The 23,145-nt window shown below is 70.7% G+C and carries 21 protein-coding genes; 17 read left to right on the forward strand and 4 right to left on the reverse strand.

All coding sequences use genetic code 11. The features are described 5' to 3' along the window. The first annotated feature begins 283 nt into the window (after window positions 1-283). The gene (locus LOY02_RS09450) at window positions 284-1,075 is read left to right on the forward strand and encodes an electron transfer flavoprotein subunit beta/FixA family protein (protein ID WP_317182120.1); all 792 of its coding nucleotides are present in this window, start codon (window positions 284-286) and stop codon (window positions 1,073-1,075) included. Between the two features lie 30 nt (window positions 1,076-1,105). Further along, window positions 1,106-2,065 (forward strand): electron transfer flavoprotein subunit alpha/FixB family protein, encoded by a 960-nt coding sequence (locus tag LOY02_RS09455; RefSeq protein WP_317182101.1) that lies wholly within the window; start codon window positions 1,106-1,108, stop codon window positions 2,063-2,065. A 118-nt stretch (window positions 2,066-2,183) separates the two neighbouring features. Here the strand turns inward: LOY02_RS09455 and LOY02_RS09460 are convergent, their stop codons facing one another. Together LOY02_RS09460 and LOY02_RS09465 are read right to left on the reverse strand one after the other, a co-directional pair. Beyond that, window positions 2,184-2,654, reverse strand: a complete 471-nt coding sequence (locus tag LOY02_RS09460) for a hypothetical protein (protein WP_317182102.1) — start codon at window positions 2,652-2,654, stop codon at window positions 2,184-2,186. Between the two features lie 50 nt (window positions 2,655-2,704). Further along, complete coding sequence (locus LOY02_RS09465; RefSeq protein WP_317182103.1) at window positions 2,705-4,237, reverse strand: S8 family peptidase; 1,533 nt, start codon at window positions 4,235-4,237, stop codon at window positions 2,705-2,707. Between the two features lie 228 nt (window positions 4,238-4,465). Here LOY02_RS09465 and LOY02_RS09470 point away from each other — a divergent pair, with 228 nt between their 5' ends. From LOY02_RS09470 to LOY02_RS09480, 3 genes are read left to right on the forward strand one after another with little or no spacing between them, the layout of a single operon-like run. Continuing rightward, a complete protein-coding gene (locus LOY02_RS09470; RefSeq protein WP_317182104.1) occupies window positions 4,466-5,653 on the forward strand; it encodes a cysteine desulfurase family protein in 1,188 nt (395 codons plus the stop codon). Beyond that, window positions 5,650-6,753, forward strand: a complete 1,104-nt coding sequence (gene mnmA / locus LOY02_RS09475; protein WP_317182105.1) for a tRNA 2-thiouridine(34) synthase MnmA — start codon at window positions 5,650-5,652, stop codon at window positions 6,751-6,753. The genes LOY02_RS09470 and mnmA overlap by 4 nt, the downstream gene beginning before the upstream one ends. Beyond that, complete coding sequence (locus tag LOY02_RS09480; protein WP_317182106.1) at window positions 6,750-7,763, forward strand: GNAT family N-acetyltransferase; 1,014 nt, start codon at window positions 6,750-6,752, stop codon at window positions 7,761-7,763. The genes mnmA and LOY02_RS09480 overlap by 4 nt, the downstream gene beginning before the upstream one ends. A gap of 29 nt (window positions 7,764-7,792) precedes the next feature. On the opposite strand, the gene LOY02_RS09485 is transcribed toward LOY02_RS09480, so the two are convergent. After that, window positions 7,793-8,683 carry a GNAT family N-acetyltransferase gene (locus tag LOY02_RS09485; protein ID WP_317182107.1) on the reverse strand — a complete coding sequence of 297 codons (891 nt, stop codon included), beginning with the start codon at window positions 8,681-8,683 and terminating at the stop codon, window positions 7,793-7,795. Window positions 8,684-8,724: 41 nt separating this feature from the next. On the opposite strand from LOY02_RS09485, the gene LOY02_RS09490 reads away from it, so the two are divergent. From LOY02_RS09490 to LOY02_RS09510, 5 genes are all read left to right on the forward strand, one after another. Next, window positions 8,725-9,705: a methionine synthase gene (locus tag LOY02_RS09490; RefSeq protein ID WP_317182108.1), complete on the forward strand. Its 981-nt coding sequence runs from the start codon at window positions 8,725-8,727 to the stop codon at window positions 9,703-9,705. A gap of 34 nt (window positions 9,706-9,739) precedes the next feature. Then, the gene (locus LOY02_RS09495; RefSeq protein ID WP_317182109.1) at window positions 9,740-10,084 is read left to right on the forward strand and encodes a DUF2200 domain-containing protein; all 345 of its coding nucleotides are present in this window, start codon (window positions 9,740-9,742) and stop codon (window positions 10,082-10,084) included. Between the two features lie 140 nt (window positions 10,085-10,224). Continuing rightward, on the forward strand, window positions 10,225-11,553 hold the full coding sequence (locus LOY02_RS09500; protein ID WP_317182110.1) for an acyl-CoA dehydrogenase family protein: 1,329 nt from the start codon (window positions 10,225-10,227) through the stop codon (window positions 11,551-11,553). A gap of 70 nt (window positions 11,554-11,623) precedes the next feature. Continuing rightward, complete coding sequence (locus LOY02_RS09505; protein ID WP_317182111.1) at window positions 11,624-12,877, forward strand: acyl-CoA dehydrogenase family protein; 1,254 nt, start codon at window positions 11,624-11,626, stop codon at window positions 12,875-12,877. 43 nt (window positions 12,878-12,920) lie between these two features. Beyond that, on the forward strand, window positions 12,921-13,916 hold the full coding sequence (locus tag LOY02_RS09510) for a DMT family transporter (RefSeq protein ID WP_317182112.1): 996 nt from the start codon (window positions 12,921-12,923) through the stop codon (window positions 13,914-13,916). 93 nt (window positions 13,917-14,009) lie between these two features. On the opposite strand, the gene LOY02_RS09515 is transcribed toward LOY02_RS09510, so the two are convergent. Next, window positions 14,010-15,230 carry an Ig-like domain-containing protein gene (locus LOY02_RS09515; protein ID WP_317182113.1) on the reverse strand — a complete coding sequence of 407 codons (1,221 nt, stop codon included), beginning with the start codon at window positions 15,228-15,230 and terminating at the stop codon, window positions 14,010-14,012. 275 nt (window positions 15,231-15,505) lie between these two features. On the opposite strand from LOY02_RS09515, the gene ligA reads away from it, so the two are divergent. The 7 genes from ligA (at window position 15,506) to gatC (ending at window position 23,098) form a co-directional block, all read left to right on the forward strand. Then, complete coding sequence (gene ligA / locus LOY02_RS09520; RefSeq protein WP_410505935.1) at window positions 15,506-17,674, forward strand: NAD-dependent DNA ligase LigA; 2,169 nt, start codon at window positions 15,506-15,508, stop codon at window positions 17,672-17,674. 167 nt (window positions 17,675-17,841) lie between these two features. Further along, window positions 17,842-18,600: an ABC transporter ATP-binding protein gene (locus tag LOY02_RS09525; RefSeq protein ID WP_317182114.1), complete on the forward strand. Its 759-nt coding sequence runs from the start codon at window positions 17,842-17,844 to the stop codon at window positions 18,598-18,600. Then, complete coding sequence (locus tag LOY02_RS09530) at window positions 18,593-19,309, forward strand: ABC transporter ATP-binding protein (protein WP_317182115.1); 717 nt, start codon at window positions 18,593-18,595, stop codon at window positions 19,307-19,309. The genes LOY02_RS09525 and LOY02_RS09530 overlap by 8 nt, the downstream gene beginning before the upstream one ends. Before the next feature lie 92 nt (window positions 19,310-19,401). Next, the gene (locus tag LOY02_RS09535) at window positions 19,402-20,655 is read left to right on the forward strand and encodes an ABC transporter substrate-binding protein (protein ID WP_317182116.1); all 1,254 of its coding nucleotides are present in this window, start codon (window positions 19,402-19,404) and stop codon (window positions 20,653-20,655) included. Between the two features lie 146 nt (window positions 20,656-20,801). After that, complete coding sequence (locus LOY02_RS09540) at window positions 20,802-21,671, forward strand: branched-chain amino acid ABC transporter permease (RefSeq protein WP_317182117.1); 870 nt, start codon at window positions 20,802-20,804, stop codon at window positions 21,669-21,671. Continuing rightward, a complete protein-coding gene (locus tag LOY02_RS09545; protein WP_317182118.1) occupies window positions 21,668-22,687 on the forward strand; it encodes a branched-chain amino acid ABC transporter permease in 1,020 nt (339 codons plus the stop codon). The genes LOY02_RS09540 and LOY02_RS09545 overlap by 4 nt, the downstream gene beginning before the upstream one ends. A 114-nt stretch (window positions 22,688-22,801) precedes the next feature. Further along, on the forward strand, window positions 22,802-23,098 hold the full coding sequence (gatC, locus tag LOY02_RS09550; RefSeq protein WP_317182119.1) for an Asp-tRNA(Asn)/Glu-tRNA(Gln) amidotransferase subunit GatC: 297 nt from the start codon (window positions 22,802-22,804) through the stop codon (window positions 23,096-23,098). Window positions 23,099-23,145 lie beyond the last annotated feature (47 nt).

Raw genomic sequence — 23,145 nt, forward strand, 5'->3', positions numbered from 1 at the left:
GGCGGCTCGGTTGCGGTTGCGGCCGCCACAACTTCGCCCCGGCGAAGTTCTCGGCGGGGAAGCGGGGAGCGCTGGGAGTGCACGGGCGAGCGGAACCAGCGCAGCGGCATACGACATCGTCGTCGGCGTGAGCCAGCCCACGGGTGGTGAGCGTCACGCCACGGCGGTGATGGGTATGCGAGCGCTCAGTGACAAGATGGACGGCAGCGCCGGGGCGGACCTCCGGACCCATGAGGCGAGCATCACCAGCTCGAACACCAGCTACGGAAGAGGACGTTCACCCATGAACATCGTCGTCTGTGTCAAGTACGTGCCGGACGCCCAGGCGGACCGCACGTTCAACGCATCTGACAACACGACCGACCGCGAGAACGTCGACGGCCTGCTGTCCGAGCTCGACGAGTACGCCGTCGAGGCGGCCCTGAAGATCGTCGAGGCGGGGGAGGGCGAGGTCACGGTCATGACCGTCGGGCCCGACCAGGCAGCAGACGCGATCAAGAAGGCCCTCCAGATGGGCGCCGACAAGGGCGTGCACATCAAGGACGACGCCATCCACGGTTCCGACGCGCCGGCGACGTCGCTGATCCTCGCGGAGGCGATCAAGAAGCTCTCGGCCGAGACGTCGCCCGACCTCGTCATCACCGGCATGGCCTCGACCGACGGCACGATGGGTGTCGTCCCGACCATGCTCGCTGAGCGGCTCGGCCTGCCGGCCGTCACCTTCGCGGCCGAGCTCACCGTCGAGGGTGGGACGGCCACGATCCGTCGAGACGGTGACGTGTCCACGCAGACCATCGAGGCGTCCCTCCCGGCCCTCGTGTCGGTCACCGACCAGATCAACGAGCCGCGCTACCCCTCGTTCAAGGGGATCATGGCGGCGAAGAAGAAGCCGGTCGAGGAATGGAGCCTCGCCGACCTCGGTGTCGACGCGGGCCAGGTCGGGCTCGATGCCGCGTGGACGCGTGTCGAGTCCTTCGCAGCCCGGCCGCCGCGCAGCCAGGGCACCATCGTCGCCGACGAGGGTGACGGGGGCCAGAAGCTCGCGACGTTCCTCGCTGAGCGCAAGTTCATCTGATCGCAGCAGCCACAAAGGAGAGACATCGCAATGGCTGAAGTTCTCGTGCTCGTCGACCACGTCGACGGCCAGGTCCGCAAGACCACGTCCGAGCTGCTGACGATCGCGCGCCGCCTCGGCGAGCCGTCGGCCGTGTTCATCGGCTCCGGCTTCGACGCCGCGAAGGAGTCGCTCGCGAAGTTCGGCGCCGCCAAGGTCTACCGCGTCGAGTCGCCGGAGGTGCTCGAGCACCTCGTCGTCCCGCAGGCCGAGGTCCTCGCGCAGCTCGTCGGCTCCGTGTCGCCGGCCGCAGTGCTCGTGCCGTCCAACACGGAGGGCAAGGAGGTCGCGGCCCGGCTCGCCGTCAAGACCGAGTCCGGCTTGATCACCGACGCCGTCGACGTCCAGGCCGCTGACGGTGGCGGCGTGGCCACCACCCAGTCGGTCTTCGCCGGGTCCTACACCGTGCAGGCGACGGTGACCAAGGGCACGCCCATCATCACTGTCAAGCCGAACTCCGCTGCGCCGGAGGAGGCCCCGGCGGCTGCCGCCGACGAGGTCGTCGACTACACGCCGTCCGAGGCAGCTCGCAGCGCAAAGATCACCGAGTCCAAGGAGAAGCAGGCGACCGGACGTCCCGAGCTGACCGAGGCGGCCATCGTCGTCTCCGGTGGTCGTGGCACCGGCGGCGACTTCTCGCCCGTCGAGGACTTCGCCGACTCCCTCGGTGCAGCGGTCGGTGCGTCGCGCGCGGCCGTCGACGCCGGGTGGTACCCGCACACCGCGCAGGTCGGCCAGACCGGCAAGCAGGTGAGCCCGCAGCTCTACGTCGCCTGCGGCATCTCCGGCGCCATCCAGCACCGGGCCGGCATGCAGACGTCGAAGACGATCGTCGCCGTCAACAAGGACAACGAGGCGCCGATCTTCGAGCTCGTCGACTTCGGTGTCGTCGGGGACCTCTTCACGGTCCTCCCGCAGGCCACCGAGGCGATCAAGGCCGCCAAGGGCTAAGGCGCTCTCCCTCGTCGAAGGCCCCCGACCACGCCTGGTCGGGGGCCTTTCGCGTCGCGGGTGGCGTGGTCGCCACCGCCGGGCCGAGCGGGCCGTATGCCGCTGGGCCGGCTCGCGCTCAGGCCGCCGCCTTGTCGTCGGACTGCCTCCGCCCCGTGCGCACCCAGCTGCGGACCTCCTCCTGGTTGCGTGCGTACGTGGTCCTCGCAGTGCCGAGGGTCCACCACGGTGCCCGGAGGGATTCGGCGAGGGATCGCGACGGGCGCTGGTTCCGGCGTCGTGGATACCACTCGACCCGGCCCGTCTCCGTGACACGGCGGACGCTGTCACGGGGGATGGTCACCGTGACGAGGGAGTTGTGCACGCGCATCGAGGTGTCGCGCAGGTGGATGCGGGCGGTCCAGGTGCGCAGGCCGAGCAGGGTGGCCAACGTGAGGCAGGCGGCGTAGACGGGCAGCTCTGGCAGCGTGGACAGCACGAGGACGAGACGGGCGACGAAATAGCCGACGGCGGGACTGGCCAGCGCGGCGATCGCCCGGTGGCCGGCGGGCGCTCTGAGGGTGCGGTCGGCATGCCTCATGGCGCTCATGGGGCCGATCATAGGCAGTTCGGCCCCATGAGAGCCGCGAGCGTCCCCGGTCAGCGACGGCGCTTGCCGAACGCCTTCGCGGTCAGTGCCGACGTCGCGGCCATGACGTCGACGAGACCGTGACCCTTGTCGAACGACGTCGTGCCCTGACCTGCAGGATCGGAGACGTAGGGGGCGCCGTCCGTGAACTTGTGGGCCGTCGTCTTGAGGACGGCCTCGACCTGCGCCGGGGTTGCCGTCGGGCGGGCCTGGAACAGCTGCGCCACGATGCCGGAGACGTGTGGGGCCGCCATCGAGGTGCCGCTGATCGTGTTGTAGTCCCCTCCCGCGACCGGATCCAGCCCGGTCGAGCAGATCGGGAGATGGATCCGGCAGGACGAGGTGATGTTCTCGCCCGGGGCCGAGATGTCGGGGTAGCTCCCGAAGCTGTCCTCCTGGCCCCGGGAGGAGTATGAGCTCACGAGGCCGTCCCGGGTCCCCGTATCGCGGTCGTCGTAGGACGCGACCGAGATGATCCCGCCGGTCGGATCCTGCCCGGGTGGGTTGGAGAGGTTCTCCGACCCGTCGCCACCGTCGTTGCCGTTGGCCCAGACGGTGACGACGCCATCCTTGACGAGCTCGCGCTGGAGCTTCACGGTGGCGGAGTCCGGGTCGAAGTCGCCGCCGCCGGACGGACCGTAGGAGTTGCTCGTGACCTTGATCGGCGGGCACGTCGACGCCGGGACGTCAGGGCCGCACGGCGCGGCGTGGTTCTCGAGGACCCAGTTGAGGGCCGAGTCCGCCCCGACGATGAACAGGACCGCTCCCGTGGCGAGGCTCACGAGCGAGGAGCCCGGCGCCGCACCGTGCATCGTCGTCCCGTCCGGCAGCGTCACGTCGCGGCCGGCGACGATGCCGCTGACATGCGTGCCGTGCCCACCGACCGCGAGCAGGTCCGTGTCGACGGGCCCCGCATCCACCGCCTGGCAGGGGGTGAGCTCGAACAGGTCACAGACGACCTTGAGGTTGCGGACGACGGCCGAGGAGCCGTCCGGGTTGGTCAGGAAGGGGTGGGTCGGGTCGACCCCGGAGTCGATGACGGCAATGCTGACACCCGAGCCGTCGAGGGCGCTGCCGTCGGCGCCCGTGAGTGCTGCCCGCGCCTCCGAGCCGCGGGTGGCGGTGTTCGAGGTCGACAGTGAGAACTCGATCGGCTGGTTGCCCTCGACGTAGGTGACGCCGGGGGCGGAGCGGACGGCGCTGATCTGGGCGGGCAGGCCGGTGGCGACGACGACGCCGATCCGGTCGAAGGACTGGCGGACGACGAGGCCCGCGGTCCTGGCGGCCGCCCCGGCGCTGGCGACATCGGTGCCGTGGACGAGGACGGTCGTCGGCTGGACTGGCGACAGGTTCGACCACTGCTCGGCGAGCCAGGGGGAGAGCGGTGCCGGCGTCGTCGGATCCGGGGCAGCGCCGGCGGGCCCGGCGAGGGCACCGGCACCGAGGGCAACGGCGGCGAGACCGGCCAACGCTGCGGTGCGCCGGCGGCGAGGAGTGGCGCGTGAGGTGGGCGGGACGGCTGGACGGGACTCGTTCTTCGGCATGGTTCCCTCTCGTGCTGGCCGCCCGCTTCGGCGAGGGCGGCGACGTGCCTGTCCAACGAGGGCGCACCACGAGGAGTTACGCCCGGTAGCCACGATGCGGCGCCGACGGCCCCGATCTCGCCTCGTCGGCGAGGACGGGAGCGGCGTCAGGGGCTGAACCTGAGGAGCCCGCTCAGCGGCATACGGCCAAGGTTCTGGGCACGGCGCGTGCCCACCTAGAATCGGTGGGTGACTGCCTACCTCGACCACGCGGCGACCACGCCGATGCTCCCCGCCGCTCTTGCGGCGATGACGGAGCAGCTGACCCGTGTCGGCAACGCGTCGTCGCTCCACCGCACCGGGCGTGCCGCGCGCCGGGTGGTCGAGGAGTCGAGGGAGAGGATCGCCAAGGCGATCGGTGCGCGCCCGTCCGAGGTCATCTTCACCTCCGGGGGCACCGAGTCCGACAACCTCGCGGTCAAGGGCACGTACTGGGCGCGTCGTGACGCCGACCCGGCGCGCACCCGCCTCGTCGTCAGCGCCATCGAGCACCATGCGGTGCTCGACTGCGTGGAGTTCCTCGTCCGGCACGACGGGGCGAAGGTGACTTGGGTCGAGCCGACGAGCGACGGCTTCGTCGAGCCGGAGGCCGTCCGGCGCGCCATCGAGCAGGATCCCGGATCCGTCGCGCTCGTCTCGGTCATGTGGGCCAACAACGAGGTCGGCACGATCCAGGACGTCCGATCCATCGCCGCCGTGGCACATGAGCACGACGTGCCCTTCCACACCGACGCCGTGCAGGCCGTCGGGCACCTGCCCGTCGACTTCGCTGCGAGCGGCGCCGACCTGTTGTCCATCACGGCCCACAAGCTCGGCGGTCCCATCGGCGTCGGCGCCCTCGTGGCCCGTCGGGACGCCCGGCTCGTGCCGTTGTCGCACGGCGGCGGGCAGGAGCGGCAGCTGCGGTCCGGGACGCTGGACACCCCCGCCATCCGGGGTTTCGCGGCAGCCGTCGTCGCCGCGACCGGGGCTCTCGACACCGAGATCGCGCGCCTCGAGGGGCTGCGAGACCAGCTCCTCGAGCGGGCCCTCGGACTCGACCTCGGCATCAGGCCCGGCGGCTACTGGCAGGCCGGCGACCACGAGCGCCGCGTCCCGGGAAACGCACACCTGCTCATCGACGGCTGCGACGGCGACTCGTTGCTCTACCTTCTCGATGCCGCCGGCATCTCCTGCTCCACCGGATCGGCCTGCCAGGCCGGGGTTCCGCAGCCGAGCCACGTGCTCCTCGCCATGGGCATCAGCGAGGGCGACGCCCGGGGTGCGCTTCGCCTGTCGCTCGGCCACACCTCGACGCAGTCTGACGTCGACGAGGTCATCGAGGCCCTCCCGGCTGCGATCGAGCGCGCGCGACGAGCGAGGCGGGCCACGTCATGAGGGTTGTTGCCGCGATGAGCGGAGGCGTCGACTCCGCGGTGGCCGCCGCACGGATGCTCGACGCCGGTCATGACGTGGTCGGGGTGCACCTGGCGCTCTCGCAGAGCGCGGCGACGCTGCGCGAGTCCGCCCGCGGCTGCTGCACGATCGAGGACGCGGGCGATGCCCGGCGGGTCGCGGACGTGCTCGGGATCCCCTTCTACGTGTGGGACATGGCTGAGCGGTTCCGGCGCGACGTCATCGAGGACTTCACGGCCGAGTACGCGCGAGGACGCACGCCCAACCCGTGCCTGCGGTGCAACGAGAAGATCAAGTTCTCGGCGCTGCTCGACAAGGCGCTGGCCCTCGGGTTCGACGCCGTGGCGACCGGCCACTACGCCCGCATCGTCGACGTGCCCGACGGTGCCGGGGCAGTGCGTCGTGAGCTGCACCGGGCCGTGGACGCCGCGAAGGACCAGAGCTACGTCCTCGGCGTCCTCGACGAGGACCAGCTGGCACACGCGTTCTTCCCCCTCGGTGACACGACGAAGCCGCAGGTTCGCGAGGAGGCCGCGGCACGCGGGTTCTACATCGCCAGCAAGCCCGACAGTCACGACATCTGCTTCATCCCTGATGGAGACACCCGGGGTTGGCTCGGGCGAGCCCTGGGTGAGGAGCCGGGAGACATCGTCGACGCAGACGGCAGTGTCGTGGGGCGGCACTCCGGCGCGTTCGCCTACACCGTCGGCCAACGCAAGGGCCTGGGCCTGGCCCGCCCGGCAGCGGATGGCCGGCCTCGTTATGTCATCGAGGTCCGGAGCGAGACCAACCAGGTCGTCGTGGGCACGTCGGAGCTGCTCGGCATCAACGCGCTCACCGGGGACCATGCCCGCTGGTGTGGTCCCCCACCGGAAGGCATCGTCCGCGTCGGCGCGCAGGTCCGTGCGCACGGCGAGGAGTACCCGGCCCGAGCGTGGGCGTCAGGGGATGACGTCGAGGTGCGACTCGACGCCCGCATCCGCGGGGTCGCACCAGGGCAGTCGGTCGTCCTCTACGACGGGACCCGCGTCGTCGGCTCCGCGACGATCGGCTCCACGCGCCTCGAGCGCGTCGACGCATGACCGATCCCGTGGGTTCGCCCGACCGCGCCCGAGCCCAGGCAGGGGTCCGACCCGTGTCGATCGAGTCACGCCGGGTCAGCGAGGTGGCCGAGTCCGTCCTCGTGGACGCGTGGAACGCTGCCTACGACGGCTACTTCGTGCCGATGCGCCGAACCGCCGAGGACCTCAGGGCACACGTCCGAGTGGGCTCGATCGACCTCCGCCGCTCGATCGTGTGGCTCGAGGACGACCGCCCGGTCGCATTGTCGTTGTTGGGGGTCCGGCCGGCGGGCACCCCGGCCGCTGCCGTTTCCAGCGATGCCGACGGAGCCGCGGGGAGTCGGGGCTGGGTCGGTGGTTTCGGCGTCGCGCCCAGTCATCGAGGGCGCGGGCTGGCCGGGCCGCTCATCGAGGAGCAGCTCGTCGTGGCGCGATCCACCGGCGTCCGTCACGTCGTCCTGGAGGTGCTCGAGCAGAACTGGGCCCGCCGGGTCTACGAGCGTGCCGGCTTCGCGATCACCCGGCGTCTGCTCGTCCTCACCGGGACGCTGGCCCCGGCTTCGCCGGGCACGCCGGGCACGCCGGGGTTGCCGGATACGCCGGGCACGCCGGGGTTGCCGGACGGCCCGGGGACCGGGTCCGCGTGGTGGGCCGGGCCGGGCGAAGCCTCCCGATTCTTTGCCGCCCTCCCCGGTCCGACGGGTCTGCCGCCCAGTGCGTGGGGGCGCGAGGCCCACAGCGTCCTCGCCGCGGCAAACGACGTCACGCACGCCGTGGGGACGGGCCCCCGAGAGGATCCGGACGCGCTGGTGGTCGTGCGTGAGCAGCCCGGCGGGTGGTCCGTCCTCGCCGGCGGTGCCCGGACCCGCCTTGCCGCCGACGCCGTGACCGCGGCGCTCGCGGCTCGGTGGCCCGGTGCCGCGCTGCGGGACGTCAACGAGCCCGAGGGGTCCGTGCTCGTCGAAGCCTTCGGCGCGGTCGGGGTCGTGCCGACGATGGCCCAGTTCGAGATGGCTGTCGCACTCGCCTGACAGGCGCGGCCGCGGCTGCGACACGCACGTCAGCCCAGCGACCTGGTCCACGTCACGGTCCGCGTGACGGGCCGGAACCCGAGCGCCTGGTAGAGGCGACGTGGCCCCGGGTAGTCGTCGTCGCCACGTGGGCTCACGAGGGCGGTGTGGGCGCCGAGCTCACGCGCCCGGTGCAGGGCGGCAAGGGTCACGGCACCGGCGAGACCGCGCCGGCGGTGCCCGGGCACACAGCCGACCGGTTCGATGAGGCCGACCCCGATCGTCTCGTCCAGCCACACGATGGCGGTGGCCACGATGTCCCCGACATCGTCGACGGCCACCCAGTCGAGGTCATGCCGGTAGGGCCACGTCGCCATCACAGCTGCATACGCCTCCGAGGTGACGCGTGACTCCCCGAACTCCGACCAGGCCGCTCGATGAGCAGCGGCCCGGGGGCCCACCTCGTCCGGTGAGACAGGCCGGAAGCGGTAGCCCGCGACCTCGGGCACGGGCGGGAGCCGGGTCAGGTCCAGGACGTGGTGCGTGAGGTGCCAGCCGTCGCGCTCGGGGTGGAAGCCCGCGTCCGCGAGCGCCGTCTCGCCGTCGCCGTCCATCGTCAGCACGGACTGCCGCGGCGCGTCGCTCCAGTTCTCGAACCAGTCGATGACCTCGCCGACCACCTCCGGGTGGGACGGGTCGACCTGGAGCTCGAGCCAGTCGGGGCCCTCGGCCCAGCCGAAGCCGACGACCTCGCCGCCTGCACGCCAGAGGGCGATTGCGTCACCCGGCTCGACCCGGTCGGGGTCCACCGGGTGTGAGTAGCGGTTCCACGCCAGCTGGCCCGGGTGGAAGCGGGCCTGCGGGGTCCAGACCCGGGAGCACATCGCCTGCATGTCGCGCAGGTCGCCGCGCCCCGAGAACTCACTGTGCGATAGCGGCACGCAGCAACCCTAGTGAGTGGCCCCGTCACTAGGGTGGGGGCGTGACTCAGGCAACCGGGATCGGCTCGTGGCCGGGGACGTCCGTGCGTGAGGCCCTGGGGCAGGTGCGTGAGCTGCTCGACGGACACCTGCCCTACCTTCCCGAGCTGCCGGCCCGCGGCCCGGGCGCCGACATGATCGGCCGCACCGCCGGGCTGCTCGTCGAGCTGGCCGTCGACCTCCAACCAGCCGGTTGGCGCCTCGTGGACCGGCCCGGCCAGGATGCGAACCGCACTGCCGCCCTGATGCGCGAGGACCTCGACGAGGTGGCCGAGGTCTTCGAGGGGCACATCGGCCCGATCAAGCTCCAGGTCGTCGGACCGTGGACGCTGGCGGCCTCCCTCTGGCTGCCCCGCGGGGAGCGGGCCGTCGTCGACCCTGGGGCCTGCCGGGACCTCGCCGAGTCCCTGGCGGAAGGCGTCCGGTCGCACGTCGCAGCAGTCCGGCGACTGCTGCCGGGCGCGGAGGTCGTCCTGCAGGTCGACGAGCCGTCGCTCGGCGCGGTCCTGTCGGGGCGGCTGCCCACGGCCTCGGGCCTGGGGCGGCTCCCCGCGGTGGACCCGCAGGTCGCCGCGGGCGGTCTGGGCTCGGTGCTCGCGGCGCACGACGGCGAGACCGTCATCCACTGCTGCAGCGCCGACCCGCCGCTGCCGCTCCTGCGGTCCGTGCGGCCGAGTGCGCTCTCGCTCGACACGTCGGTGCTCGGGCCCCGCGGCTGGGAGGGTGTCGCCGTCGCGGTGGAGGACGGCATCCGGCTGCACGCGGGCGCGGTGCCGACGGACGGGTCGCAGACCCGGGCGGTCGACGTGGCCGAGAGCCTCGCCGAGCCCTGGCAACGGGTCGGTATGCCGCTGGGCGCGCTCTCCGAGGTCGTCGTGACCCCCGCGTGTGGCCTGGCGGGGTCTTCCCCGGAGATGGCCCGGGCCATCCAGCGCGCCGCGGTGGACGCGGCTGCCGAGCTCGCGGAGCGCGCCGCAGCCTGAGGTGCGCCGGGACCCCCCGCACTAGGCTGACCGGATGAGCCGGATCTTCTCCGTCAGCTTCGCCTCGGTGTATCCCCACTACGTGACGAAGGTCGAGAGGAAGGGGCGCACGAAGGCGGAGCTGGATCAGGTGATCGAGTGGCTGACCGGATTCGACGAGGCAGCCTTGAAGCGTCATCTGGACGGCGGGACGACGTTCGAGGACTTCTTTGCCGATGCCCGGCTCAATCCCCGTGCCTCGTTGATCACGGGCGTGGTGTGTGGGGTGCGGGTGCAGGACGTCGAGGACCCGTTGATGCAGCAGATCCGCTACCTCGACAAGCTCGTCGACGAGCTCGCCAAGGGCAAGGCGATGGACAGGATCCTGCGGGCGCCCTAGCAGCGGCATACGTCGCCTGAAGGCCGGATGGCCGAAGGGCGTAACCTACCGGGGGTAACATCGTTGTCCTGGTGCGCCTCCGGCGCCGTCGAGTGAGCATGCGTAGTGCTCCATCACCCGAGCGAAGGACCCTGCCGCACATGGCTCTGAACCACCTCAACCTCGCCGACCGTGGGCAACGGCTCGGGCTCCGCCTCATCACCCGGGCCGGCTCGCTGCCGTTGCTGGGCAACCGGGAGGTTCGTCGCACCGTCGAGCACCTCCTCTACAGGGGGAGCAAGGGGGCCTTCGGAGCACTTGACGCCGCCTCCAGGCGGTCGTTCCCGGCGCGCCCCGGCACCGGCGACCCGACTCGGAGCGGCGTGGCCGCACGGCCTCGCGAGTTCGACCTCACGCCGAGCGAGGACCAGGAGATGATCCGCTCTGCGGCGGCGAGCCTCGCCGACGAGGTGATCCGTCCCGCCGGCGCGGGGGCGGACGGCGAGCGTGCCGTGCCTGAGGGCGTCACGCGCGCGGCTGCGGCGCTCGGGCTGCCCCTCATCGCCGTGCCCGTCGACCTCGGCGGGATCGCTGAAGAGCGCTCCGCCGTCACCACGGCGCTGGTCATCGAGGAGCTCGCTCGCGGCGACCTCGGGATCGCGACCGCGCTCATGGCGCCCGCTGCCGTAGCGGCCGCGCTCGCCAACTACGGCACGAGCGCCCAGCAGGCGACCTACCTGCCGGCGTTCACCGGGGAGGACCTGCCTGCGGTCGCCTCACTGGCACTGATGGAGCCGCATCCGCTCTTCGACCCCCTCGCGCCGCGGACGACCGCGGTCGCCCGGGGGAGTGACCTCGTCCTCAACGGCGCCAAGTCCCTCGTCGTCGGAGCGGCCGGCGCAGAACTCCTCGTCGTCTCGGCGCTCGTCGACGGCGCCCCTCGCCTCGTCATCGTCGAGACGGGCGCCCGCGGCCTCACGGTGGAGGACGACCCGGCCATGGGGATCCGCGCCGCAGCAACCGGCCGAGTCGTCCTCGACGACGTCGTCGTCCCCGCGGCCAACCTGCTCGGGACCAGCGCCGACCACCTCGACGCCGTTCGCCGGGCCAGGCTCGCGTGGGCCGCCGCGGCGTGCGGGACGGCCCAAGCAGCCCTCGACCAGCTCGGCCCCTACGTGACGTCGCGCCAAGCCTTCGGGGAGCCCATCGCCCACCGCCAGGCCGTGGCCTTCACCGTCGCCGACGTCGCCATCGAGCTCGCGGGCCTGCGCCTCGTCGTCTGGCGCGCTGCGGCGCGGCTCGACCAGGGCAAGGAGGCGGGGCAGCTCATCGCCCACGCTCGCCAGCTGACCGCCAGGCACGGCGCGCAGATCGGCTCGCACGCGGTCCAGCTCCTCGGCGGCCACGGTTTCGTCAAGGAGTTCGACAACGAGCGCTGGTACCGCGACCTGCGCGGCGCCGGCGTCCTCGAGGGGGTGCTGCTCGTCTGAGGGCCGGCCGGCCGGACACCGACCCCTCCCCGCAGACGACAACAGCCCAGCCGCATCCGAAGGAGCAGACATGATCAACCTCGAGGTCCCCAGGAAGTTCATCCCCCTCGTCAACCAGACCCGCGGCTTCGCGGAGGAGGTGATGCGGCCCATCTCGCGCAGGTACGACCGCGCCGAGCACACCTATCCGGTCGAGCTCGACCTCGTCTCGGCCGTCATCGACGGCCTCACCGACTCCGGCGCCGGGCAGGGCGCAGGCGCAGCGGGAGCAACGCGGACCACGGACCTCCCCAGCGAGGTGGCCGGTGTCGGGTCGGGTCGGAAGGCACCCCGCGGTCCGGGCAACCGCAACGGCGCCAACCTGTCGTCGGTGCTGTCCGTCATGGAGACCTGCCGCGGCGACGTCGGCCTCGCCCTGTCCATCCCACGCCAGGGCCTCGGCAATGCGGCGATCGCCGCGGTCGCGACCGAGGAGCAGAAGGCGCGCTACGGCAGGCGCTGGGCCGCCATGGCGATCACCGAGCCCGAAGCGGGTTCCGACTCCGGCGCGATCCGCACCACTGCGGTGAAGGACGGCGACGAGTACGTCCTCAACGGCGAGAAGATCTTCGTCACCGCCGGCGAGCGCGCCGAGCTCGTCGTCGTCTGGGCCACCCTCGACCGCAGCCTCGGCAAGAAGGCCATCAAGTCGTTCGTCGTCGAGCGGGACAACCCGGGACTCAAGCTCGTCCGCCTCGAGCACAAGCTCGGGATCCGCGCCTCCGACACGGCGAACTTCCACCTCGACAACTGCCGCGTCCCGGCGAGCGACCTCCTGGGCGACCCGGAGATCCGGACCGAGGGCGGCTTCGGTGGGGCCATGGCCACCTTCGACAACACGCGGCCGCTCGTCGCCGCCATGGCCGTCGGTCTCGCCCGCGCGTGCCTTGACACGACGACCGAGCTTCTCGCGGGTGCGGGCGTCACGGTGGACTGGGACCGGCCGCCGACCTGCCAGAGCGCCGCGGCCGCCAGGCTCGCCGAGCTCGAGGCGGAGTACGAGTCCGCGTACCTGCTCACCATGCGGGCCGCCTGGATGGCGGACAACGGTCGCCCCAACTCGATGGAGGCCTCGATGGCCAAGGCGAAGGCCGGCCGCACCTGCGTCGACGTCGCGCTCGCCTGCGTCGAGCTCGCCGGGCCGACCGGCTATGCCGAGACCGGGCTGCTCGAGAAATGGGCCAGGGACGCGAAGATCCTCGACATCTTCGAAGGGACCCAGCAGATCCAGCTGCTCGTCGTCGCGCGGCGCCTCCTGGGCCTCAGCTCCGCCCAGCTGAGGTGAAAAATCACGGGAGGTGGTCGGCGGTCGTCGTTATCGTGTGCGAGTGACGCGAGAGGCGATCGAGCTCGACAGCAGCGGGGGAGCGGGGGCCCCTTCGGCGCCAGTGCGACCGCAGCGCGTGCCGTGGCAGGTGAAGTTCGGCTCGCTGGCGTTCATCTGGGGTGCGAGCTTCCTCTTCATGAAGCTGGGCCTCCGGTGGTTCTCGCCGGTCCAGATCGCCACAGCGCGGATCGTCCTCGGGGCGGTGACCGTCGTCGTGCTGCTCCACCTCACCGGGGGTCGCCTTCCACGGTCCTGGGCGGTGTGGCGTCACCTGATGCTCGTCGCGGTCTTTCTCGCCTCACTCCCGTTCGTCCTCTTCCCGCTCGGCGAGGAGCGGGTCAGCTCGGCCCTGGCCGGGATCGGCAACGCGATCACCCCCATCGCCACGGTCCTCGCGACGATGGCCATGATCCCTTCCGAGCGACTCCCCGGGCGCCGGATCGTCGCCATCCTCGTCGGCTTCTTCGGGGTGGCCCTCATCGCCCAGCCCTGGCAGTCCGCCGGCCAGCCCGACCTCGTCGGCTTCGGCATGACGCTCGTCGCCGGGGCCTCCTACGGCATCGGATGGACCTGGGTGCGCAAGTACCTCTCGAAGGCGGACCTCGGTGGGCTCTCGCTCCCCGCAGCCCTGCTCACGGCAGCCGCCGGTCAGATGACGATCGTGCTGCTCATCTGGTGGGCCTTCAGCCGCGAGCGGTTCGCGACGCCCTGGTCCCCGGCCGCCGATGCCGTGGGGACCGGCACGGCGCCGATCCTGGCGATCCTGGCGCTCGGGGTCCTCGGCACCGGCGTCGCCTACTTCTTCCAGTTCGACGTCTTCCGCGCCGTGGGGCAGCAGGTCGGTTCGCTCGTCACCTACCTCGTCCCGATCGTGTCGGTCGCGCTCGGCTACGTCTTCCTCGGGGAGCGTCTCGGCCCCTGGCAGCTCACCGGGGCCGCGTTGGTGCTCGCCGCCGCCGTGGTCGTCACCCGCCCGGCGCGCCCGTCCAGGCCGTGAACCCCGCCAGGCGCACGCTGCACGGTCACCCGGGAGCGCGCCCAGCGGCATACGGCCTGATTCCTGCCCGCCGCGCCGTGGGTCCGCAGTGCGTCAGAGCGCTGAACCCTTCTGCCAGGCGGACCAGCTGAGGTTCCAGTCGGCGTAGCCGTTGCCCATCGTCATCGGCTTCTCGGTGCCCACCGTCTCGACGACGTCGCCGACACGCATGTTGTCGTAGAGCCAGATGGAGTTCGAGTCGCTCATGCCCACGCAGCCGTGGCTGACGTTGTCGCGACCCTGCTGGGGGACCGACCACGGCGCCGAGTGGAGGAACTCGCCCGAGTGCGTGATCTGCAGGGCCCGCTTGACCTCGACGTCCTCGTAGTAGTCCTTGTCCCCCTCTTTGAGACCGATCGACTCGGCCTTCATCGTGAAGTCCACGTACTTCGCCATGATGACCTTGACGCCCGAGCGGGTCTCCCAGCCGGGGCGTCCACCGGAGACAGGGATGGTCTTGGCCTTCTTCCCGCTGATGACGACGTCCATCATGTGGGTGTCGAGGTTGACCTTGGCGATGACCGAGCGTCCGACCGTGAAGTCGGTGATGACGGTCTGCTCGCCCCAGCGGCCACCGCCGGCGGGCACACCGTTGAGTCGCGCCTCGACGTGCACCTTGGTGCCGGGGATCCAGTACTTCTTCGGCCGCCAATGAGCCTCGCGGGACGACAGCCAGTACCAGGAGCCCTCCTGCGCGGGCTTCGAGGTGACCTCCATGTGCTTCTCGAAGGTCGCCTTGTCGACGACGGGCAGGTCGAAGGTGACGATGACCGGCATGCCGATGCCCACCGTGCCGCCGTCCGGGTAGACCTTCGTCCAGATCTGGTCGTCGAGGGTGAGGTCCGCGGTCGTGAACGAGCGCTTGGTCCGCTTCTCCCGGCCGGCCTCATCGGTCGCGCGGAGGTCGAAGGTGTACTTCACCCCGGGCTCGAGCAGGTCGCTCGCGGTCCACGTGCCCGACTCGAGCCAGCCGTCGACCGAGACCTTCTCGCCCTTCTTGCTGACATACGACAGGGAGGCCTTGGTGAGGGTGCCGTCCTCGGTGCGCGCCGACACTCTGGTGTCGACCGCGACGCTCTTGGCGCCGGAGCGCGGCGTGGTGACCCACTTGACCGGCGGAGTCGTCGGCGTGGGCGCGGCTGTCGTCGTGGTGCTCGTGGCCGGCACGCTGGTCGGGGCACCCGCGTCGGCCGAGCCCCCGGACGAGCACGCGGTGACGCCGAGCAGGCCGACAACGGCCAGGACAGCCACGAACGTGTGGCGGACAGAACGCATGGTGTGCTTCACGCTTTCCCCTCGTGACCCCACCGCGCTCGACCCCTGTCGGAGGCGGCTGGCCAACTCGAACCCCTCGGGAGAGTGTCCCTGATCGTGTGGGCATCCACCAAACCCATCCGCCTGATGTCAACCACATCGTGATCGTGGCGCGGGTGCCGCGCGAGGATTCCGTATGCCGCTGGGCCGGCAGCCGCTCCCTCGTGACCGTCGGCGGTGGCTGGCAGGATGTGCAGGTGAGCGAGATCACGGAGAGCGAGATCACCGAGACCGAGATCAGCGGGAGCGGCGCGACCACGGGCCGCGCGACCGGTTCGGCCGTCGTCGAGGACACGATCCCGGACGAGGTCCATCAGGAGTGGGCAGACCTCGCCGAGCGGGCGAGCGCCGCCCAGTTCGCCTACCACGTCAAGGACGCGCCGACGATCAGCGATGCGGAGTACGACGTGATGATCCGCCGGCTGGGCGAGCTCGAGGAGCAGTGGCCCTCGCTGCGCACCCCGGAGAGCCCGACCCAGAACGTCGGCGGTTCGGCGTTCGCGACCGGCTTCGAGACGGTGGACCACGTCGAGCGGATGCTCAGCCTCGACAACGCCTTCTCCTTCGAGGAGCTGCGGGCCTGGGCGGAGCGGGTCGAGCGAGAGGTCGGCGCCGGCGCGCACTTCCTCTCCGAGCTCAAGATCGACGGTCTCGCCGTCAACCTCCTCTACGAGCGGGGCAGGCTCGTGCGGGCCCTCACCCGGGGCGACGGTCGCACGGGCGAGGACGTGACCAACAACGTCCGCACGATCGCGGGGGTCCCGGAGCGGCTCTCCGGGGAAGACCTGCCCGCGCTCGTCGAGATCCGGGGTGAGGTCTTCTTCCCGACTGCCGGCTTTGCCGATCTCAATGCGTCACTCGTCGCGGCCGGGAAGGCGCCGTTCGCCAATCCGCGCAACGCGGCGGCCGGTTCGCTGCGCCAGAAGGACCCGAAGGTGACGGCGAGCCGCCCACTCCAGCTGCTCGTCCACGGCATCGGCGCCCGGCGAGGCTTCGACATCGAGCGCCAGAGCCAGGGTTACGAGATGCTTCGGGCCTGGGGCCTGCCGACCTCGGACCAGGTCAAGGTGCTCGACGACATCTCCGCGGTCGAGGACTTCATCACCTACCACGGCGAGCACCGCCACGACGGGCTGCACGACATCGACGGCATCGTCGTCAAGGTCGACGAGGTCGCCCTCCAGCGTCAGCTCGGCTCGACGTCGCGGGCACCCCGCTGGGCGATCGCCTTCAAGTTCCCACCCGAGGAGGTCAACACCAAGCTGCTCGACATCCGCGTCAACGTGGGGCGGACCGGGCGGGTGACCCCCTACGGCGTCATGGAGCCGGTCGTCGTCGCGGGGTCGACGGTCGAGCAGGCGACGCTGCACAACCAGTTCGAGGTCGAGCGCAAGGGCGTGCTCATCGGTGACACCGTGGTGCTGCGGAAGGCAGGCGACGTCATCCCCGAGATCGTCAGCCCGGTGGTCGAACTGCGGGACGGGAGCGAGCGGGCCTTCGTCATGCCCACCACGTGCCCGGCGTGTGGCACGCCACTCGCCCCCGAGAAGGAGGGCGACAAGGACATCCGCTGCCCCAATGCCCGGTCCTGCCCCAGCCAGCTGCGCGAGCGCGTCTTCGCCCTGGCGTCGCGGTCGGCGCTCGACATCGAGGCCCTTGGCTGGGAGGGCTCCATCGCCCTGCTCGAGTCCGGCATCATCACCGACGAGGGAGACCTCTTCGCCCCGCCCGCCGACAGCCCCGAGGCAGGGCACTACGGGGTGACCCGGGAGAAGCTCTCCGCCGTGCCGCTCTACACCCGGGCGGCCCGGAAGACCGACCCTCCGGAGCGCGTCGTGGACGGCCGGGTCCTCTCCGCCAACGGCGAGAAGCTGCTGGCAGAGCTGGAGAAGGCCAAGTCACAGCCGTTGTGGCGCGTCCTGGTGGCCCTGTCCATCCGGCACGTGGGGCCGACCGCCGCCCGTGCCCTCGCGACGACCTTCGGCTCGATGGACGCGATCCGATCCGCCTCGATCGAGGAGCTCGCCGAGGCGGAGGGGGTGGGCGGCGTCATCGCCGAGTCCGTGACGGCCTGGTTCGCCGTCGACTGGCACGCCGAGATCGTGCGCAAGTGGGCTGCAGCGGGCGTCCGGATGAAGGACGAGGTCGACTCCTCCGTCGAGCGCACCCTCGAGGGGCGCACCGTCGTCGTCACGGGCTCCCTCGACGGCTTCTCCCGGGACGAGACGAAGGAGGCCATCGTCAGCCGCGGCGGCAAGGCTGCCAGCTCGGTCTCGAAGAAGACCGACTGGGTCGTGGTCGGCGACAACGCGGGGTCGAAGGCGGCCAAGGCGGAGGAGCTCGGGCTGCCGATCCTCGACGAGGCCCAGTTCGTGCGGCTGCTCGAGACGGGGTCGCCCGACTGAACGACCGGTGCCTCGGGACGATCGTCCGGAGCATGTGTGCCACGGCCATACCGGCGTGACAGGTGTGTGCGTAGCACCCGTGTCCTGCGTCTCGGCGACTCCTAGAGTTGCCCGAGTCGAGGACGGCAGTCCGGACGAAAGACCACAATCCGCACGAGGAGGTGCAGGTGTCCCAGCGCCCGCCGCTGCTCGAGACCCGCTCCCTGACCAAGGAGTTCCGCGGGTTCACCGCGGTCTCCGAGGTCAACCTCTCCGTCGCCGAGGGCACCATCCATGCGCTCGTCGGCCCCAACGGAGCCGGCAAGACGACCCTGTTCAACCTCCTCACGGGCTTCCTCACCCCGACGTCGGGCTCCATCGTCTTTGACGGCCAGGACATCACCGGCAAGGAGCCCGAGGACATCGCGCCTCTCGGCATCGCGCGTTCCTTCCAGATCACCAGCCTCTTCGACCAGATGACCCTGCGGGAGCACCTCGAGCTCGCCCTCGCCAGCCCCACGGGTCTGGGCATGCAGTTCTGGCGGTCCATCAAGCGGCTCGCGGTCTTCCGGGAACGGTCCATGGAGCTCCTCGACCAGGTGGGTCTGGCCGACCGGGCCGGCGCCCCTGCCGGCGCGCTCGCCTACGGCCAGAAGCGGGCGCTCGAGCTGGCCATCGCCATGGCTCTCGACCCCAAGCTCCTCCTGCTCGACGAGCCGACCGCCGGGATGGGCATCGAGGACGTCGATCGCACCATCGCGCTCGTCAAGCGGCTCTCGACCGGACGCACGGTCGTCCTCGTCGACCACAACATGCACGTGGTGGGCTCGCTCGCCGACACGGTCACTGTGCTCCAGTCGGGCCAGGTGCTCGCCGAGGGCAGCTACGACGAGGTGCGCCACGACGAACGCGTCATCACGGCCTACCTCGGAGCGATCCATGACTGAGACCCGGACCAGGACGTCGCTCGAGGTCGCGGGGGTCTCCGCGTGGTACGGCGAGGCCCGTGTCCTCACGGACGTGAGCCTCGAGATCGGGCAAGGGGAGGTGGTCACCCTGGTCGGGCGCAACGGCGCGGGCAAGACCACCCTGCTCCGCTCGATCATGGGCCTGCACAAGCAAGTCCAGGGCTCCCTCACGCTGGACGGCATCGAGCTGCACCGACGGTCCGCCGACAGCCGCGCACGACTCGGGATCGGCTGGGTGCCGGACGACCGAGGCATCTACGCCAGCCTCTCCGTCGCGGAGAACCTCCTGCTGCCACCCGTCGTCCGCGACGACGGGTGGGCGCTCGAGCGCATCTACGAGTACTTCCCGGCACTCCACGAACGCCGGGACTTCCCCGGCACGAAGCTGTCGGGGGGCGAGCAGCAGATGCTCGCCATGGCGCGGGTCCTGCGGATGGGCGCCCGTCTGCTCCTGCTCGACGAGCCGAGCGAGGGCCTCGCCCCCGTGATCGTCCAGAGCATCGGGGAGATCATCCGCGAGATCAAGGCCCACGGCGTGGCCGTCCTGCTCGTCGAGCAGAACGTCAAGTTCGCCTCCACCGTGGCCGACCGGCACTACCTCCTCGCACAGGGGAGGGTCGTCGAGCACCTCGACAACGAGGACTTCCGGGCCCGCGAGAGCGAGCTGCTCACCTATCTCGGGATGTAGACCCCAGCATCCCTCAGCGCGACGCCGGCAACCTGGCGCCGCAACGCAGTACCCCGCACGCACCACCCGACGCACGAATCCCAGGAGGGGACATGAGTGGCAGGAACAAGGTCACGGGCGCCGTGGCCATCGCGGCCTCGGCATCGCTGGCACTGGCGGCCTGCGGCAGCGGTGCCGGCGGCCCCCAGTCCGACGGCGACGCCGCGCTGAGCAACGACAAGGTCGTCATCGGCCTGCTCAACGACCAGTCCGGCGTCTACAAGGACCTGTCCGGCCCCAACTCGGCGGTCGCGATCCAGATGGCGATCGACGACTACAAGGCCAAGTACGGCGACGACGCCGTTGCCAAGACCATCGAGGTCATCCAGGCGGACCACCAGAACAAGCCCGACGTCGCCAACACCAAGGCGCAGGAGATGTACGACCGCCAGAACGCCGACATCATCCTCGACGTCCCGACCTCGTCGGCCGCTCTCGCCGTCGCCACCCAGGCCAAGGCGAAGAAGAAGCTCTTCATCGACATCGGTGCCGCCACGACCGCGCTCACCGGCGAGTCGTGCAACAAGTACACCTTCCACTGGGCCTACGACACCTACATGCTCGCCTACGGGACAGGCGCGGCGACGGTCAAGAACGGCGGCAAGACCTGGTCGATCGTGTACCCCGACTATGCCTTCGGCCAGGACATGAACAAGTCGTTCACGGCCGCCGTGCAGGGTGCGGGCGGGGAGGTCGTCGAGTCGATCCCGACGCCGTTCCCCAACGACAACTTCGCGACGTTCATCACCAAGGCGGCCGCAAACAGCCCCGACGTCGTCGGCACGATGGCCGCGGGCGGTGACCTCATCAACTTCGTCAAGCAGTACAACCAGGCCGGGATGCAGGACAAGGCCACGCTCGCGGTCGGCCTGATGTTCATCACGGACATCCACTCCCTCGGCGTGGAGCAGTTCTCCGGCACGCAGTTCACCGACGCCTGGTACTGGAACTTCGATGACCAGAACCGCGAGTGGGCGGACCGCTTCACCGAGAAGACGAACACTCGTCCGTCGTTCGCCCACGCGGGCAACTACTCCGCTGCGTACCAGTACCTCGAGGCGATCCAGGAGGCCGGCACCGACGACGCCGACGCGGTCATCGCGAAGCTCGAGGGCAAGAAGATCAACGACGTCTTCCTCCGCAACGGCGAGATCCGCGCTGCCGACCACCGGGTGCTCCACGACGCCTACCTCGCCAAGGTCAAGACCAAGGACCAGGTCAAGGAGGAGTGGGACTACCAGGAGATCGTCGCGACGATCCCGGCAGCCGAGGCCTTCGGTCCTGTGTCGGACGCCTGCACGATGTGAGCTGATCCCATGCGGAGGGCGGAGGTGCCGGGTGCGGCGACGCACCCGGCACCCGGCCCTCCGCAGGATCGAGACGAGAAGGCCGGGATGACGAACCGACGAAGAGCACGAAGAGCACGAAGAGCACGGAGAGAAGGCCCAGGACGATGAGCGCTTTCATCCAGTACACGCTGCAGGGGCTCGCGGCCGGCGGGTTCTACGCCCTGTCCGCACTCGGGCTCGCGGTCATCTTCGGCGTCCTCGGGGTCGTGAACTTCTCCCACGGCGCCTGCTACATGCTCGGGGCCGTGCTCTCGGCCGTCCTCCTCGCCGAGCTCAACGTCAACTTCTGGGTGGCCCTGATCCTCGTGCCGATCCTCATGTTCGGGTTCGGGGTCCTCATGGAGCGGGCCCTCATCCGGTGGCTGCTCCAGCTCGACCCCCTCTACAACTTCCTGCTCACCTTCGGCCTCACCCTGGTGCTCGTCGAAGCCGTCAAGCAGCGATACGGGGTCTCCGGCCTGCCCTACCAGATCCCGCCCGGCCTCGGTGGCCAGGTGACGCTCGGCAGCCTCAGCCTGCCGACCTACGCGATCTTCGCCTGCCTCTTCTCGGTGGCCGTCTGCATCGCCGTCGGGCTGCTGCTCACCCGGACCCGCATCGGCATGATCGTCCGGGCCGCGACGGAGGCCCCGGAGCGGACCCGCGCGCTCGGCATCAACGTGGGGCGCTGGATCACCCCGGTCTTCGGCTTCGGCATCGCGCTGGCCGGGCTGGCCGGCGTCCTCGCCGCTCCGGCCCGCGCGATCACGGCCGAGATGGGCAGCAACTTCATCATCATCCTCTTCGCCGTCGTCGTCATCGGCGGACTGGGATCGATCCTCGGTGCGGTCGTCGCCGGCTTCCTCGTCGGGCTCGTCGAGGCCTACGGAGTGGCCTACGCACCCGCCTACGCCCAGATCGTCATCTTCGTGCTGATGGCGCTCGTCATCCTCGTCCGGCCCGCTGGGCTCTTCGGACGGGAGGAGCTCGCATGACCGACCAGCTCACCGCGCGGACCGACGTCGACCTCGCCAAGCCGTCGATCCTCTCGCGTCGGAGCCCGTGGCGTTACCTCCTGCTGCTCGCCGGCCTCGCCGTCCTCGTGGTCCTGCCGTACCAGATCTACCCGCCGGTCGCGATGGACATCCTCTGCTGGGGTCTGTTCGCGATCAGCATCGACCTGCTCCTCGGGTTCACCGGGCTGCTCAGCTTCGGCCATGCGGCCTTCTGGGGTGGTTCGGCCTACGCGACCGGACTCATCGCGATCAACACGGGTCTGCCGTTCCCGCTCGCGGTCCTCGGCGGGGCCGTCTTCGCCATGCTCATCGCGGTGCCGATCGGCTACCTGTCGGTCCGGCGCACCGGCATCTACTTCGCGATGGTCACGCTGGCCTTCGCCCAGATGCTCTACTTCATCGTCAACCAGTGGCGCGACGTCACCGGTGGCGAGAACGGCCTGCAAGGCATTCCCAAGAACTTCTTCGGCATCGAGGCCGTCGAGACCGACTCGTTCTACTTCTACTACGCCGGCGCCGCCGTCATCGTCGTCGGGGTCCTCGTCGCGTGGCGGGTCGTCAACTCGCCCTTCGGTCGGGTCCTCACGGCGATTCGGGACAACCCGGCGCGGGCACGCGCGCTCGGCTACGACGTGGAGAAGTACAAGATCGTTGCCTTCGTCATCTCCGCGGGGCTCGCGGGGCTCGCCGGCGGGGTCTTCTCCATCAGCCACGGGTTCGCCTCGCTCCAGGAGGTCGCGTGGACGACGTCCGGAAAGGTCGTCCTGATCACCGTCCTCGGCGGGATCGGGACGCTCTGGGGCGGACTGGTCGGCGCCGGAGTCGTCGTCTACCTGGAGGACTACCTCGCATCCGCAGGGGTCAGCGGCATCGCCATGATCACTGGGACGATCTTCGTGCTCATCGTGCTGCTCTTCCGCCATGGCATCTGGGGCACGGCGCGCAACCTCATCCGCGAGCGGGTCATCGAGCGGCGCAACCGCCCCCGCAGCTGACGTCCCCGGGCGCTGGAGCGGGGGGCGGGCGGCGGAACGCTCACTCGGCACCGGCGGGAACGGCCGGTTCGGGCCGTATGGGGACCCGGTGGGCCGCCCCATAGACTGGCTGGCATGTCTTCCCTGTCCCGGGCCGACGTCGCCCACCTGGCCGGCCTCGCCCGCATCGACCTCTCGAACGCCGAGCTCGACCGCATGGTCGGGGAGCTCACCGTCATCCTCGAGTCCGTCGCCAAGGTCCAGCAGGCCCCGATCGAGGGCGTGGCGCCGATGTCGCACCCGATGCCGCTCACCAACGTGACACGGCCCGACGTCGTGCGCCCCGGCCTCACCGCTGAGGAGGCGCTCTCGGGCGCGCCGGCGCAGGAGCTGCAACGCTTCGCGGTCCCGCGCATCCTCGACGAGGACTGAGCCAAGGCGTGAGGATCGACCGAGCGCCAGCGAGGGAGGACCGGAGC

Source organism: Intrasporangium sp., assembly GCF_032907665.1.
Taxonomy (GTDB): Bacteria; Actinomycetota; Actinomycetes; order Actinomycetales; family Dermatophilaceae; genus Intrasporangium.